This is a genomic window from Desulfofustis glycolicus DSM 9705, assembly GCF_900130015.1.
Lineage (GTDB): Bacteria > Desulfobacterota > Desulfobulbia > Desulfobulbales > Desulfocapsaceae > Desulfofustis > Desulfofustis glycolicus.
The window spans coordinates 147,105-162,679 of the sequence record NZ_FQXS01000009.1; the positions used below are offsets into that span (position 1 = coordinate 147,105).

Annotated in this window: 10 protein-coding genes; 8 read left to right on the forward strand and 2 right to left on the reverse strand. The window is 61.7% G+C overall.

Features of this window, described 5'->3' with window-relative positions; all coding sequences use genetic code 11:
- Positions 1-89: 89 nt before the first annotated feature.
- The 3 genes from BUC26_RS09595 (at position 90) to BUC26_RS09605 (ending at position 2,424) form a co-directional block, all read left to right on the forward strand.
- Positions 90-578: a universal stress protein gene (locus BUC26_RS09595; protein ID WP_084540576.1), complete on the forward strand. Its 489-nt coding sequence runs from the start codon at positions 90-92 to the stop codon at positions 576-578.
- Positions 579-962: 384 nt separating this feature from the next.
- Positions 963-1,511 carry a ferritin gene (locus BUC26_RS09600; RefSeq protein WP_073375547.1) on the forward strand — a complete coding sequence of 183 codons (549 nt, stop codon included), beginning with the start codon at positions 963-965 and terminating at the stop codon, positions 1,509-1,511.
- Between the two features lie 25 nt (positions 1,512-1,536).
- Complete coding sequence (locus BUC26_RS09605) at positions 1,537-2,424, forward strand: universal stress protein (RefSeq protein ID WP_073375549.1); 888 nt, start codon at positions 1,537-1,539, stop codon at positions 2,422-2,424.
- Between the two features lie 65 nt (positions 2,425-2,489).
- Here the strand turns inward: BUC26_RS09605 and BUC26_RS09610 are convergent, their stop codons facing one another.
- On the reverse strand, positions 2,490-3,611 hold the full coding sequence (locus tag BUC26_RS09610) for a hypothetical protein (protein WP_073375551.1): 1,122 nt from the start codon (positions 3,609-3,611) through the stop codon (positions 2,490-2,492).
- Between BUC26_RS09610 and BUC26_RS09615 the strand changes: the two genes are divergently transcribed.
- The 5 genes from BUC26_RS09615 (at position 3,612) to BUC26_RS09635 (ending at position 13,437) form a co-directional block, all read left to right on the forward strand.
- Positions 3,612-3,911, forward strand: a complete 300-nt coding sequence (locus BUC26_RS09615; protein ID WP_073375553.1) for a hypothetical protein — start codon at positions 3,612-3,614, stop codon at positions 3,909-3,911.
- A gap of 18 nt (positions 3,912-3,929) precedes the next feature.
- Positions 3,930-7,133 (forward strand): exodeoxyribonuclease V subunit gamma, encoded by a 3,204-nt coding sequence (gene recC, locus BUC26_RS09620; protein ID WP_073375555.1) that lies wholly within the window; start codon positions 3,930-3,932, stop codon positions 7,131-7,133.
- Positions 7,130-10,678, forward strand: coding sequence for an exodeoxyribonuclease V subunit beta (recB, locus tag BUC26_RS09625; RefSeq protein ID WP_073375557.1), 3,549 nt, complete (start codon positions 7,130-7,132; stop codon positions 10,676-10,678). Before recC ends, recB begins: the two co-directional genes overlap by 4 nt.
- Positions 10,675-12,306, forward strand: coding sequence for an exodeoxyribonuclease V subunit alpha (gene recD, locus BUC26_RS09630; RefSeq protein ID WP_073375559.1), 1,632 nt, complete (start codon positions 10,675-10,677; stop codon positions 12,304-12,306). Before recB ends, recD begins: the two co-directional genes overlap by 4 nt.
- Before the next feature lie 351 nt (positions 12,307-12,657).
- Positions 12,658-13,437 (forward strand): inositol monophosphatase family protein, encoded by a 780-nt coding sequence (locus BUC26_RS09635; protein WP_073375561.1) that lies wholly within the window; start codon positions 12,658-12,660, stop codon positions 13,435-13,437.
- On the opposite strand, the gene BUC26_RS09640 is transcribed toward BUC26_RS09635, so the two are convergent.
- Positions 13,422-15,470 (reverse strand): hybrid sensor histidine kinase/response regulator, encoded by a 2,049-nt coding sequence (locus BUC26_RS09640; protein WP_161949831.1) that lies wholly within the window; start codon positions 15,468-15,470, stop codon positions 13,422-13,424. The genes BUC26_RS09635 and BUC26_RS09640 overlap by 16 nt on opposite strands.
- Positions 15,471-15,575 lie beyond the last annotated feature (105 nt).

A 15,575-nucleotide genomic window follows, 5' to 3' on the forward strand; every position in this document is an offset into this window, starting at 1 on the left:
TCGATATGAGAACATTATTTACAGCAGGGAAGAGAAGCAGGACCTAACCGTAACATGTCGGATAAGCACTACAAAGAGGGATACCAACCATGAAACAGATTCGCTCAATTGAGAAAATTGTCACGCCCATCGATTTTTCCGATAACTCCCGGCTCATTGCCGATTCGGCAGCGTTCATGGCCGGCAAGTTCGGAGCGGCCCTCTATCTTGTCTTCATTGTGCAGAATTTTGAAGATTATTCAGGATTTTTCGTGCCGCAGATGCACGTGCCGAACCTGGAGGACGAACTGATGACTGGGGCCAAGGAACGAATGGCCGGCTTCGTTGAGGAAATGCGACCCAATGCCGAGGATCTTGGGGTCAAAGAGTTGCACCACGAAGTCCTGCTCGGTGATGTTGCCGAGCAGATCGTTGATTACGCCACCGAGGTCAAAGCCGATCTGATCATTATGGGTACCCATGGCTACAAGGGTTTGGAAAAAATCATGTTCGGCAGTGTCGCCGACAAGGTGGTTCGGGCGGCTTTTTGTCCGGTAACCACAATCAATCCCTATACCTGCTGCAACGTCGAACCGTAACGGGCTGTGCGGACCGCAGGCGTCGTTCCAACCGGAGCGGTGCCTGCGGCGCTCGGCTTGACTTTCCCTCCGAGCTTCCTACCTTATTTCCTGGTATCGCAATAAATCTCGATAACCGGTGGAATAGATCTCAACCAAGAGCGGCACGGGGCTCAATCGACGGCGGGACAGAACTCAACCAACGGCGGGACAGGTTTCAACCTGTCCTCCGCTAATATCTGTCCCCGCTAATATCTGTCCTCCACTCATGTCTGTCCTCCGCTCATGTCGGCCCCGCTGATTTCTATTTTCCGCTCGCTTTCAGATCTTTGCGATCCCGTCAACGAGAGAAGCCATCAACCCGGCAGCATGATGTTCAATTATCAACCGAGAGGAGTTCGCCCCATGTTACATAAGAAAATGACCCAGGCCCTCAACGAGCAGATCAACCGCGAAATGTACTCAGCCTATCTCTACATGGCCATGTCCGCGCACTCTGCGAAGGTCGGTCTGAAGGGCTTTGCCAACTGGTTTATGGTGCAGTATCACGAAGAGATGTATCACGCGATGAAACTCTACGAATACGTGCAACGCCAGGGCGAGGATGTCGTGTTGCAGGCTGTTTCTCAGCCGCCGGCCGAATTCGAGTCGCCCCTGGAAATGTTTACCAAGACGCTGGCCCACGAGCAATACATCACCAAATCGATCAACGAGTTGATGGAGCTTGCCATCAGCAAGAAAGATCATGCCACGCAGATTTTTCTCGAGTGGTACATTATCGAGCAGGTCGAAGAGGAAGAGAACGACAACGATATCATCGCTCAGTTGCAGCTGATAGGCGATAATCCCCATGCCCTGTTGATGCTCGACCGGGAATTGGCGACCAGGGCAACTACTGTCGTTACCGATTTCAGCAAAGGCATCGAAGACGCGGCTCAGTCCGCCGGGGCCTGATAGAGAGCGGAGGTATCAGTTCATCATGGCCAAACATTTTCTGGTCACCATCAGTAACGATGTCGACAACCTGTTCGGAGTCCAGTTTCTCTGCCTTTTTTTCCAGGCAATGGCTCAGTGCCAGGTAACCCTGTTCCACATCTGCCGCCTTGACGCACCGGATATGAAGGCGGAGCTGCTCAAGATGTGGGATGGGCCGAGTGATGGGATCGAGGGGTACGTCAGCATCGGCGCCAGGAATTCACTCGACCAGGCAACTCGGCTCTTGCAGGACAGGAGGATGCACGTTGATCAGATGATCACCAAGACGGTGGCCGAGCGCGGTGGCAAAGTGCGCGATATTCTCGCCGAGGGGAGTCGCGGACTCTACGACGCCATCGTTCTTGGCCACCGTGCCTCCTATACACTGCAGTGGCTGGTCGAGCGGCCGGCCGATGAGATCGCCCAGGCGCTCATCAGGGATAATACCTGCACGCTGCCGCTCTGGATCTGTCCCCGGATCGACCCGCAGCGGCGCGGTGTGCTCGTTTGCCTGGACGGCTCCGAGCACGCCTATCGTGCCGTCGACCATGTCGGCTATATCCTGGCCGGCCAGGTTCATCAGCCGGTTACGTTATTGCAGGTGACCTCTGTACTCGGCAGTGGCGACGAGGCGGTGTTCGATCGGGCGGTCGGCATCCTGCACCGTCACGGTATCGAGAACGAGCGGATCGAACGGCGAGCGGTCTGGGGGCTCAGCGTGGCCGGCACGATTCTCAGTGAAGCGGAAAAAGGCGGCTATGCCGCCGTCGCCGTCGGTTTCGGCGGTAGCGGGGCCGCCGGCGGCGAGACATCGTCGTTCCGGTTGCTCGGCGGGACGACGTCGCGCCTTATCTGTAAAAACGAGTCCACCTCTCTCTGGTGTTGCCCATAAACCGGAGTGACGAAGACTTCGGCCCGGTTATCGGCTTCACGGCCCGGTGTCTGTTTGGCCTGCCCTCAGTCGTGCAGTACGGCCAGCAGGCCGTGGTGCGGGTGGCGCTCCTCATCCGGCGATGCACCGGCCAGCGACAACAGGGACGGAATCGAGTGGCCGGGAAGCAGGTAGAAGGTCAGTGACGATCTGCCATGCGAGGAGGCCGGGAAATGCTGATCAAGCAGAGCCGACCAGCGTTCGACCGAGCCGCCCGTGGTGGGCAGCAGATCTTCCGGTTGCGCCACGGCCGGATAATCACGCTCTCTGATCGAGGCCAGATCAGTGGCTATTGCGGCAAGCACCTCGGCTGCCTGGTGGTGGAACTGCTCGATCTGTTCTATGACATAACGGGGACTGGCGGCTATCGCTTGCGGCAGTGACAGCGTCAGAACCGGGACGGCGCCTGGCGATCGGTCCTCGTCAAGCGCTTCGAAAACCTGGTCGGCCGCATCCATCGACGAGGCGAGCCACAGTTCGGTCTGCGGCGGTTCTGCGGCCCGCATCAGTTTCAGCCAAGCCTTGAACCGGGCGGTGAACGATCCGGGCCGCGGCGTCGCCAGCCGGGTTCTGATTTTTTCCAGTTCGGCCAGCGGGTTGTCTTCCTCCGGTCCGTCTTCTCCCTGCAGGGAGCGCAACATGTCCATCTCCCGCTCGCTGAGCAGTTCCAGATCGGCGCGCAGAGCTTCTTCCTCTTTTTCCAGCATTTCGGCAATGGCCAGCACGAGCCTTGCCTGCCAACGCTCCAGCGTGGCGGTTTTGGCGGCGATGTCGTCCGCCAGCCCGTGTTGGCCGAGCAGCGAGGATACGATCTGATGACGAGCTTCTTCGCTGCGTTCGGCCGGCGGCGCCGACAGGGAGGCCACGGTCAGGGCCGAGAGTTGAGCCGCATAATCGTCGCGGCGCTCTCTGATGTCGTTGATCAGGCGTTGAAAGCGGTCTCGGTCCGCGCCGAGCGGGGCGGGAGTATGTGCTTGACAGAGTCCGCGTTCCGTGAAAAGATCAGGCTCGTTTGCATCGCCCGGACGGTCGGGATTAGCTTCGACCGGCTGCAGGTAGACCAGCGGCGCGCAGAGCAGCAGCAGCGGGTAACGGGTTTCGCGGAAAGGATCGGTATCCGGGAAAATAAAGGTCTTTAGAGAGTTCATATGCGCAATATTAAAGAAAAGGTTCGTTTTACCCTGTCAGCCCTGCTCTATCTGTTGTTCAATCTGCGCATCGGCGAGAGCTTTGCCACGACGCTGACCGCGACAGGCTGGCAGATCCTGCAGACCGCCCCCTTCGTTGCCGGGCTGACCTATCTGATTGTTTCCGTACTGCAGTATATGGGAGATGGTGGCAAGGTACCATGGGATCGTAAATTTCGCCTCTTTTTTGCGATCGGTATCATCGCCGGCCTGGTCCTGGCCATCTGGGAATACGCCGGAGTCGATCTGCAGCAGGGGTGAGACCGGAGGCGGCGAGGCATGTTCTATCTCTATACGTCCAACCGAACCGAGCGTCTTGCCGACCGCCTCGCTGCGGTGATTGCCGAGCATGACCCGCCGTCACTATTTCAGCCTGAGTTGTTCCTCGTCCAGAACCGAGGCATGGAACGACTGCTCTGCCATGCCCTGGCCGACTCCTTCGGCGTTTGGTGCCATGGTCGTTTCCTGCTGCCGGTCCAGTTTTTCGATGAGCTGTGCAGACGCTGGGACTGCCCGGCCGAGCACCAGAGTTTTGACCGGGATTTGCTGGTCTGGCGACTGGAGCGGCTGCTCCGGGATCTCGACGACGAGTCGCTGATCCCGCTTCGGGTTTATCTCGACGATGACGGAGTACCGTTGAAGCGGTATCAGCTCGCGGTCCGGCTAGCCGCCGTGTTCGATCAGTATCAGATCATGCGCCCCGATCTGCTCGCCGCCTGGGAGCGCGGCGAGTCGGTCTTCGGCGGCAGCGTGGAGGCCTGGCAGCGCCGGCTCTGGACTGTGTTGCGCCGCGACGACCCGGCAGCACAACACCGCGGCGAGACCATGCTGAACCTGGCGCAAACAGTCCGAGACGGTGAACTGAACGGTGCCGGCCCGACTCGGGTCTTCGTCTTCGGTATGCATACGTTGCCGCCGCTTTTTCTCGGCGTCCTCGAGGCCTTGGCCGGGCGGATAGACGTCCATTTTTTCCTGCTGTCGCCGTGCCGGCAGTATTGGGGTGATATCGAGTCGCGGCGAAGCAGGGTGCTGCATGGGGGTGGGGAGTTTATCGGGACGGAGGGAGACGGCGGGTTTGGCGGCGCCACCTATCATCCACTGCTCGCCGGTTTCGGCCGACAGGGTGCCCATTTCCAGGAACTGCTGCTCGATATGGTCGAAGGATACCAGGATCACGACGATGATTTTGTCGATCCGGCGGCCGGTGGGGGAGTGCTGCACCGGCTCCAGTCGGACCTGCTCGATGGCCGCGAGGCGCCGCTTTCCGGCGACTGTCCCAAAGTGGCTGAAGATGGTTCACTGCAGGTCGTCTCCTGTCATTCGCGCTGGCGCGAGATCGTCGTTCTCAAAGATTTCCTGTTGTCCCGGCTCTATGGGGATCCCGACCTGCAGCTGCACGATATCGTCGTCATGGCTCCTGATATTGATGACTACGCCCATTTGATCCCGGCGGTCTATGGCGATCTAGCCCATGATGTCAGCGACGGTCGGATCCGCCGGGAAAACCGCGTTATCGACGGATTTCTGCAGTTCCTGCAGTTGTTTGGAGGGCACTACGGCTGGAGCGAGTTGCTCGGCGTGCTGGAGCGGCCCGAGGTGTATCCGCGTTTTTTTCTGACGGCCGGCGATCTCGACCTGCTGCGTTTCTGGGTCGTCGACTGCGGTATTCGCTGGGGGCTGTCCGCCGAGCAGCGACGGGACGACGGACTTTACCCGTTTACCCCGGCAGCCTGGCGGACCGGACTTGAACGATTGCTGATGGGGGTCACCGTCGCCGGCGAGGAGCCGGTGGACGGTATCCTGCCCTATAGTGATATCGAGGGGAGCCAGGCCGAGCTGCTTGGCGGCCTCTGCCGTTTTGTCGATCTGGTCGAAAGAGGACGGCACGTTTTTCAATCCGAGTTGCCGTTGGCGAGTTGGGCACAACGTTTGCGCGGCTGGTGCGACGAGTTGTTTGTCGACACCGATCAGCCGGACCTGCTTGAACTGCTTCAGCTGATCGATGCGCTTGAGCAGCGATATGCGCCGCATCACGACCAGCCGGTGGTCGGGACGGTGGTCCGGCAGTGGCTGGAGGCCATGGCCGACGGTCGGTCGTCAGCCGGTTTCATCAGTGGCCGACTGACCTTCTGCTCGATGTTGCCGATGCGGTCGGTGCCCTTTAAAATCATCTGTCTGATCGGTCTCAACGACGGTGATTTCCCTCGAACCGACCAGCGTATTTCGTTTGATCTGATGACAAACGATTATCGAAAGGGCGACCGTGTGCGCCGGGAAGATGATCGTTACCAGTTTCTCGAGGCGATCCTGGCCGCCCGAGAGGTTCTCTACCTGAGCTATGTCGGCCAGTCAGTCCGGACCAACAAGCCAGTTCCGCCGTCGGTGGTGCTGGCCGAACTGCTCGACGTCCTGCAGCACAGCTATGGCGTCGCCGATCTGGTCCGAGCCCACCCGCTGCACGCCTACGACCGGAGCTATTTCACCGACGAATGCGATCTGTTCAGTTATGACGACGAACAGTACCGGCTGGCGGCAACGCTGGAGGAAAGCGGCGATCGGGCAGGTTCGCCATGGCTGACCGAGCCGTTACCGGTCGAATTGCCGCAGCGACTCGAACTGGCTGAACTGGCCCGGTTTTTCAGGGCACCACAACGATATTTGGCCCGCTCCGTGCTCGGCATCAGGTTCGATGCGCTGCAGACCCTGCCGGACGAACACGAGCCGTTCGAGTTGACCGGGCTGGATCGTTACCAGGCCGATCACGTCGTCGTCGACGCGCTGCTGCGCAAGCAGCCGCCGGAGATCGTCCTTCGCATCTTGCAAGACCGGCAGGCCTGGCCGCTTGGGACGCCGGGCGAGCTGGCGTTTACCCGGCGGCTCGACGAGATTCGCCCCTTCGCCGACGAGATCGCGGCTGCCGGGGGCGCTGTAGCCCAGCCGTCAGTGCCGGTAGAATTGACGATAGGGGCGCGCGTTCTGGCCGGCGAGCTGACCAATCGCTGCGGCGACGGTCTGCTGTTTTACCGGTACGCCAACCTGCGGGGCCGGGACATTCTCGGCGCCTGGCTCTATCACCTGGTCGCCGCGCAGGTGCTGGCGGAGCCGGTGACCACCAGAATCCTCTGCCGCAATGCGCGGCTGACGATCGGAGCGTGGCGCGGCGGGCCGGACGATCTTGCCGGCCTGCTCGAGTTGTATGTCAGCGGCTGTCGCGTGCCATCCAGTCTACTGCTTGAGCCCGCCTTGGCCTACGCCCGTCAGGTCGTCAGTAACCGTGGTCGCGGTCGCAAAGACCCACTCGAGAAGGCCCGCGAGACCTTCCGACAGGACATGCGCCAGGGTTTTGAGCCGGCCTATCGCTTCTTTTTTCGGGATACGCCGAGTGAAGACGTGCTTGGCGACGACTTCGTTGCCTGCTGCGAGAATCTCATGGTGCCGCTCTGGGATGCAATCCTGGCAGACAGCGAGGAGCACGTGCGATGAGTGGACCAGATAACTTCGATCCCTTTTGGTCTCCAATCCTCCCGGGAATCAATCTGATCGAGGCCAGTGCCGGTACCGGTAAGACCTTTTCCATCGTGATGCTCGTGCTGCGAGCCGTCGTCGAGTTGGGACTGAAGATCGACGAGATCCAGGTGGTGACCTATACCAGCGCTGCCACCGACGAGTTGCGGGAGCGGGTCCGGGCGCGCCTGCTCGAGGCGCGGCAGCAGGTGGCCGAGGATGCGACTAAGCAGCGGAAACACGCCGGCGGGGACGATCGGCTGGCTGACTGGCTGGCGGCTGCCGGCCCGGACGGCCGGGTTCGGCAGCGGTTGGACCTGGCCCTGCTCGACATCGATCGGGCGCCGATCCAGACCATTCATGCCTTTTGCCAGACTGTTTTGCAGGAGCAGGCCTTGGAGAGCGGCCAGTTGTTCGACCTCGAGGTCACCGCCGACGTAACGGCGATTCGGGACCGGCTGGTTGAGGACTTCTGGCGGACCCGGCTGTATCCCCTCGCACCCCGTTACGCCCGGTTGGTCTGTTCGTCGTTTGCCGGCCCGGCTCAGCTCTATCGAAGCATCGCCGGTGCCGAAAACCTGCTCTGCGACGTGTTACCGCCCCCGTTATCGATTCATGACGCCTGCTCCGAGATTGATCTGAGCCTGGCATCGCTGCGCACCTGGTGGTCGGCCGGCGGCCGGGGGCTGCTCGACTGGCTGGTCGAGATGCGGCGCGGGGGTTATCTGCTGGCTGCTGCCGCAGATGACCTGCCCCGGCTGGCTGATGAGCTGGTTGGCAGTCTGGAGCAGGACCTGGCGCCGACGGCCGAGACGGTTGCCTGGATGACCGAGGCCGCTCTGCTGGCATCACTGAGCGGTAAACGACTGCGCAGCCAGGAGCGGAAAAACGAAATTCTCGCAACGGCGCCGCTGTCCGGCGGTATCGTCGATACCTATCTGGCCGCGGTGGCGGGGCTGCTCTGCGCGCTGCGAGTCGAACTGGCCCACTTCCTGCGCTCCGGGCTGAGTGTGGGAGTTCGCCACCGCGGCTTGATCGGCTTCGATGATCTGATCACCGGTCTGGCCGAGGCCGTGTCCAAACCTTCCGGCGCATCGCTCTGTAACCAAGTCGGTGCCCGGTATCGGATGGCCTTGATCGATGAATTCCAGGACACCGACAGCGGCCAATGGTCGATCTTTTCCCGGTTGTTCGGTACCGGAAAGCACTACCTGTACCTGATCGGCGATCCGAAACAGGCCATTTACCGGTTTCGCGGCGCCGATATCTACTCATATTTTCGGGCCAGGCAACAGGCCGATCGACGCCTGACCCTGCAATACAATTACCGTGCCCACCCCGGCCTGATGACGGCGGTCAATCGGCTGTTACACGATGTGCCGATAGCCGGACAGCTGTACCGGCCCGTGCAGCCGGCGAAGACCGCCGACCAGGGCCGGCTGGTCGAATCGGGAGGAGACGAGGCGGGCCTGATCTATTGTCAACTTGGTCCGGCACTAAACGACAAGCACTGGTCGAGCGAGACCGCCGGCGAGGCGATCGGCGCCTGGGTGGTTGGTGAGGTTGCTCGACTGCTCGGCGACGGCGGTCCCCGGTGCCTGGCCGAGGTCGCCGGCGACGGTGGCAAGGGACGAACGCTGCACCCGGAAGATATTGCCGTGCTGGTCAGGAGCAATGGTGAGGCCGCTGTCTACCAGCAACGCTTTCGACGTCTCGGGATCCCGGCGGTGGTAACCGGCCGCCACTCGGTTTTCCAGACGTCCGAATGCGAGTCGTTGCTGCAGGTGTTGCCGGCCATCGTCCGTCCGACCGACCGCGACCTGTTGAAAACCGCCCTGAGCTGCGACTGGTTTGGTCTCGACGGCGCCCAGCACTACCGAATCGGTGCTGATGATGCGGCGCTGTCGGTAATCCAGCAGCGGTTCCACCTCTATCTCACCAGGTGGCGGGAGCAGGGCTTTCTGCCAATGTTTACGGGCCTGCTGCGCGATGAACAGATCCACCTCGCCCTTGCGCATCGGCCCGACGCCAGGCGACGCTTGACCAATATCCAGCATCTGGCCGAGTTGATTCAGCAGCACCAGCGGCGCGGTCATCTCAGCTGTGATCAGACCGTCTCCTGGCTGCAGCGGGCGGCTGAAGGCAACGAGGTCGTCGAGGATGCCCTGGTGCGCTTGGCCGATGACGGTCGAGCACTGCAGGTTGTCACCATGCACAGTGCCAAAGGTCTTGAATTTGCTGTGGTGTTCTGTCCGTCTCTGCTGACGCCGAGTTACCAGCATCGCGATTTGTCGGTGGTCTTCGCCCATGACGAGACGGGCCGCCGGGTCTGTGACCTTGGCTCGGAGCACTTCGCCGCCCACCGTGAGCGCGAGCTTGACGAAGAGCGTGAAGAAAACCTGCGCCTCGCCTATGTGGCAATCACCCGGGCGACGCTGCGCTGCTACCTGCTCTGGGCCGATATCGCCGGGCATGGACAGCGTCCGTCCTCCTTTACCTCGCCGCTCGGACAGCTTTTGTTTGCCGGCATGGCCGCCGATTATGCCGATCAGGTCGCACGATTGCAAAATCTCGGCAGCCGGGAGTCGTGCGGCTATCGACTGATCGAGGCGCTGCCGCCGGTATCGTATCGACCGCACGCCATCGGTGGGTCGCTGGCCGGTCCGCGGCCCAGAGGGGTGCGTTCGCTGCAACCGGTCCGCACCAGGACCAGTTTTTCCGCCCTGGCCATGCTCGGCGGCCGACATACTGCGGAGCGGGCAGTGGCCGCTTTCGACGAGGGCACCGCCACATCCGGCGACGAGGCGGAGACCCCGCTGCCGAGCGGGGCCAGGTTCGGCAGCGTGGTCCACGAGATTCTCGAGGAGTACGATTTTGGTGAACTGGCCGGGGATGACATCGATGAGCGGCTGCTGGCCGATCGGTGCCGCAGTTTCGGTCTTGCCGTCGCGATTCCGGCACTTCGGGAGTTGCTGCGTCGTTGCGTGACCACCCCGTTGCTGCCGGGCCGGGAGCGAGCCCCGAACTTTTCACTGGCCGATCTCGATGGCCGGTGGCTGGTCAAGGAGATGGCCTTTACGCTGTCGCTGGCGTCCGGCTCAACTCAACAGATCAACGAGCTGCTGACCGTCGATCCCGCCTGTTCACCACTGTCGCACCGCGATATCGGCGGCTATCTGACCGGCTTTATCGATTTGCTCTGCCGTCATGACGGCCGCTATTACCTGATTGACTACAAGACCAACCAACTCGGCGGCGATGACGCCTATGGTCCCGAATCGTTGCTGGCGGCCATGCGGTCTCACCATTACGGCCTGCAATACTGGCTCTACACCGTCGTCCTGCATCGCTCACTGCGCCGCTGGCTGCCCGATTACCGCTATGAGAGACATTTCGGCGGGGTTTTCTATCCGTTCTTGAGGGGCATGCATCCGGACAGCCCGGGGGACTCGGTCTATTTTACGGTTCCCGACGGTGACCGGGTCGTACGATTGGAGCGTTGTTTTGCCGGGGGAAACCGATGAGAGACACGGAGCAATCACTGCTGGAACCGGTTCTGACGACTTTTCTGACCGAGCGTTGCGGTCTTGCGCAGCCGCAGCGGGTGCGTTTTGCTGCTCTTGTTGCGACACTGCTCACTGCGGTGCGCGGCGGGCACAGCTGTATTGCGGTGGCTGAGGAGGATCGCGCCGTGCTGGCCGCCTCTCGCATCGTCTCCAGCGGCGCACCGGCCCCGCTGGTCCTCTCGGGTGCCCGTCTCTACCTGCATCGGTTTTATCACTACGAGAAGCGGCTGGCCGACATCCTCCAGATCCTCGCCGAGCGATCCGCAGCCGCCGAGCAACCGGCGCTCCTGCTTGACGAGTGGTTTCCGGCAACGGACGCACAACCGGATCTGCAGCGAGAGGCGGCCAGAATGGCGCTGTCCGGCCGACTGACCATCATTACCGGGGGGCCGGGCACCGGCAAGACGACAACGGTGGCCCGAATCGTCGGTCTGCTGCTCGTCTGCTGCGGCGCCTCGCTGAAGATCACGCTGGCCGCCCCGACCGGCAAGGCGGCGGTTCGCCTGCAAGAGTCCCTGCAGCAGCATCTCCCCGGACTGCCGCTATCCAAGGAACTGAAAGAGGCCTTTCCCGACCGGGCCCAGACCGTGCACCGGCTGCTCGGCGTGCGCCGCCACGCGACACGCTTCGTTCATACCGGGGATAACCCGTTACCCTGGGACGTGGTGATTGTCGACGAGGCGTCGATGGTCGATCTGGCCCTGATGTGTAAATTGGTCGAAGCGCTCCGTGACGGGTCGCGGCTGATCCTGCTCGGTGACAAGGACCAGCTGAGCTCCGTCGAGTCGGGCGCGGTGCTCGGCGATTGTGTCCGCTCGCTGCCGCAACGGGTGGTGGCGCTGCAGCGGAGCTACCGTTTTCAGCGACGGCTTGCCGATTTTGCCGCGGCCGTCAACGACGGGGCGGCGGCGCAGGCCGTGGAATTGATCGATCGGCCCGAATCGCCGGTGAGCCGCGGTGACGAAAACTGGCAGCTGTTGCTGGAAACGGCGTATGGCCGTTACCTGACCGCCGTTGCCACAGCCACGTCCATTGCCGCCTACCCGGAGTTGTTTGCCCTGTTTGCCCGTTTTCGCGTTTTGTGCGCCCTGCGCCACGGTCCACGCGGCGCGGCCGGTTTCAACGAGCGGATCGAGCGCCTTCTGGCCGGCAGCGGCATGATCCCGGCAGGGCACGGGTGGTACCCCGGGCGGCCGGTGATCATCACCCGCAACGATTATGCGCTGGGGCTTTACAACGGAGATATCGGCCTGTGCCTGCCCGACCCGCAGCGCGGCGGGGAGGCGGCGGTCTGGTTCGAGCGGCGCGGGGAGCTGCCGCGCTCATTGCTGCCGGTGCAATTGCCTGCCTTGGAGACGGCCTGGGCAATGACCGTCCATAAGAGCCAGGGCTCGGAATTCGATCAGGTCGTCATCGTCCTGCCTGAGGCGCCCAACCGGATTCTCAGTCGGGAGCTGCTTTATACGGCGGTCACCAGGGCCAGAAAGCGGGTGATTCTACTGGCCGACGACGAGGCGCTGACGGCGGCGATCGACCGGCCGACCGTTCGTTGCAGCGGGCTGGCGGAGCGCTTGTTGGCCCAATGACTCAGGGCGCGACAGGTTTCAACCAGTCCTCCGCGAACTATAAAGAAAATCGGCGGCGTGGTCGGAAGGGCTGACCGGTCCTACCTTCGGCGGCTGCGCTGCGGCCTGATCGGCTGGCTTCCGAGGCCGGCAGACAGGCCATCCATGGCCTGACCGCCGGCTGCGGACGTCCTGTCCGCAGCCCTACGGGCCTGATTCTCCAGCCCGCCGGGCCTTCACGATGCCGCCTCCGGTAGAACCGGCCAGCCCCGGGGAATTGATTTTCATATCCCCCCATGACTGGGAGTCACAACGACCCATGAAATTGTTCGGTTTTGTATATAATAATCAGCAGATAAGAGAGGAGCACAGATGCTTGATTTCATCAGGGAGCATATCCGCGTCGCCGGCGATATCTGTCGCCGCGGCCAGCGCAGTCTGTCGATCGACGAAGTCGATTTTAAAGAGAGTCGGAAGGATCTGGTCACCCGGTTTGACCAGGCGGTCGAGCGCTATCTGGTCGAGCGAATCGGCGAGCGGTTTCCGGACCACGATATCATCGGCGAGGAAGAGGGTGAACGTCTCTCCGGCAGCGAGTATTGCTGGATCATCGACCCGATCGACGGGACCACGTCTTTTTGCTACAAGCAACCCTTCTATGCCGTCAGCATCGGGCTGCGCCGGGGCACCGAGATGGTCGCCGCCGGCATCTATGCCCCGGCCCTGGAGCAGCTCTTTCTTGCAGAGCGCGGCGGTGGCGCCTTCCTAAATGATGAGCGGCTCAAGGTTACGTCCTGTGCCCGGTTCGACGAGGCCGTGCTGGCCACCGGCTTTGCCTGTCTGCGCTCCGGTCTGCAGCACAACAACCTGGTCTACCTGGTCGAACTGCTGCCCGCCATTCGCGATATCCGCCGCTGCGGTTCGGCGGCGCTCGATCTCGCCTATGTGGCGGCCGGCAAACTCGATGGGTTCTGGGAACTCAATCTCAATCTTTACGATATCGCCGCCGGCATATTGCTCGTTACCGAGGCCGGCGGCACCGTCACCGACTTTTATGGCGGCAATGCTTTTCCGGCGCGGGGAATCGTCGCGACCAACGGCCTCATCGACAGGCAACTGCTCGACTATACCGGCCGTTATGGTGAGCCGTGATCGGTGTCGGCCGGGTGTCGAGCGTCGCCGAGCACCTCGCGCACCGTACCGAGCAGGGTGCGCATCGCGATCGGTTTTTTCAGAAAGGCCCTGATGCCAATGGCTCGCGCCTGGTGCTCGTCGATCCGTTCGGTGAAGCCGCTGCAGAGAATGATCGGCAGATCGGGGGCGTTGGCCAGTAACTTGCCGGCCAGCACGTCACCGGTCATACCCGGCATCGTAAAGTCGGTGATTACCAGGTCGTAGTAGCCCGGCTGTTGTTGGCAGGAGGTCAGGGCCCGGACCGAATCCGTGCAGGTTTCGACCTGGTAGCCGAATCGCTCGAGGATCTGCTTGGCCACCGCCGGCAGCGACGGTTCGTCGTCGACAAAGAGGATCCGGCCGGAACCGCTTGCCTGGTCGGGACTCGCCTCGTCGCCGATCTGTTCCGGCTGCCCCTGATCGAAGGCGGGAAGCAGGATAGTGAAGCGGGTCCCGACCTTCACTTCGCTGCTGACGAACAAATGGCCGTTATGACTGGCGACGATTCCCTGGACAACTGCCAGTCCGATGCCGGTTCCCTTGCCGATGTCTTTGGTGGTGAAATAGGGATCGAAGATGTGCGGGAGAACCTCCTGGGCGATGCCGCTGCCGGTATCGTCGACAACGAGCCTGACGAAGAGTCCCGAAGACGGGTGAAGGTCAGTACCAACCATCGTTTCCGCGGCGGCGACATGATCCACGGTGACGCTCAGCACGCCGCCGTCAGCCATGGCCTGGGCGCTGTTGGTGCAGAGATTGATGACGACCTGGTACATCTGGGTCGCATCGGCGAAGATGATTGCATCTTCGGCGGCGAGATCGCAGCGGATGTCGACGGTCGCCGGGATTGTCGAGCGGAGAATGGTCAGGGCATCTTCGACGATCGGCTGCAGGACGATCGGCTTTGCCTGCGGCAGCGATGTCCGGTTGAAGCTGAGCAGCTGCCGGACGATGTCTCTGGCCCGGATTGCGGCGGTGGTGATTTCCTCGAAGTGTCTGCGGCAGTGGTCGCTGCAGGTCCGGTTTAATAGAGCCAGTTCGGTATGGCCGATGATCACGCCGAGGATGTTATTGAAATCGTGAGCGATACCGCCGGTCAGGTTGCCGATGGCCTCCATCTTCTGGGCGTGCCGTAATTGCTCCTCGAGATGGGTACGCCGGTTTTGTTCCCGCCTGAGAACAATGAGCTGGGCGATCAGGCTGCTGAATATCTCCAATGGCCGGACCGTTTCATCACTCGGCCGCCGGCCCGATTTGGCGTTGTCCACCGAGATGACGCCGATAAAATTGCCCTGGTCGTCGTTCATTCGGACAAAGAGGTTGTCGTCGGGGTGCCAGCGGTTGAGCCCCGGCGGTGCGTCCCCGTTGCCGTAAATGGTGGCTTCCTGGTTGAGGATGTGCTTCATGGTGTGCGGGATGTAATAGCTGAACTGCCCGAATCTGATGCCGTGTTCGAAGACCCGGTCATACCAGGATTTGGGCAACTCCACATGGCGCAGCCGAACGATGATCTCCTCGTCGATGCCGGCGAAACCGATAATGTCGCGAAACGGGTAGTCATCTTTGAACAGGGAGATAATGACCCGCTGATAGTCGGAATGTTGAGCGATAGCGCGGCTGACGGTTTTGCCGATGACTTCCAGGTCCTTGATGGCCAGGGCAGCCGCGGCGGCCAGCGCCAATTGTTCGAGTTGCCGGTTGTTGGCGGAGACGGTGAGCTGGCTTTGCCGCAAGGCCTCTTCGGTGCGGTTGCGCTCGCTGATCTGCTGCTTGAGTTTACGGTTGAGTCGCAACAGGTAAAAAACGAGAGCGGCGATGCCGCCCAGGACGCCCAGCACGACAAGACCCGGGGGGTGAGGCTTGCTGAGGCCCGGCTGTCTCTCGACACGGCTCGACGATGCCGGCCCGATAAAGGAGAGGGCGTTCGCCGGGTTGACGGCGGCGTTATAACCGCCGTCGTGACGGTCCGCTGCCGAGAGCGATTCGAGCAATATCGGAAATAGCGAGAGCAACAACGCTCCGATGAGGACCGGCCAGTTCAGGGGTCGGCAATGGCGGCGAGAGCATGGCACCATAATAGCTCACGGTTGAAGAAACGCGGTTACGAACTTCGCGGT

Bases quoted from the DNA above. Each gene is read 5' to 3' on its own strand.
- BUC26_RS09615 (WP_073375553.1), top strand. From the start codon at position 3,612: ATGCGCAATATTAAAGAAAAGGTTCGTTTTACCCTGTCAGCCCTGCTC.
- BUC26_RS09595 (WP_084540576.1), top strand. From the start codon at position 90: ATGAAACAGATTCGCTCAATTGAGAAAATTGTCACGCCCATCGATTTT.
- BUC26_RS09610 (WP_073375551.1), bottom strand. From the start codon at position 3,611: ATGAACTCTCTAAAGACCTTTATTTTCCCGGATACCGATCCTTTCCGC.
- BUC26_RS09635 (WP_073375561.1), top strand. From the start codon at position 12,658: ATGCTTGATTTCATCAGGGAGCATATCCGCGTCGCCGGCGATATCTGT.
- BUC26_RS09600 (WP_073375547.1), top strand. From the start codon at position 963: ATGTTACATAAGAAAATGACCCAGGCCCTCAACGAGCAGATCAACCGC.
- recD (WP_073375559.1), top strand. From the start codon at position 10,675: ATGAGAGACACGGAGCAATCACTGCTGGAACCGGTTCTGACGACTTTT.
- BUC26_RS09605 (WP_073375549.1), top strand. From the start codon at position 1,537: ATGGCCAAACATTTTCTGGTCACCATCAGTAACGATGTCGACAACCTG.
- recB (WP_073375557.1), top strand. From the start codon at position 7,130: ATGAGTGGACCAGATAACTTCGATCCCTTTTGGTCTCCAATCCTCCCG.
- recC (WP_073375555.1), top strand. From the start codon at position 3,930: ATGTTCTATCTCTATACGTCCAACCGAACCGAGCGTCTTGCCGACCGC.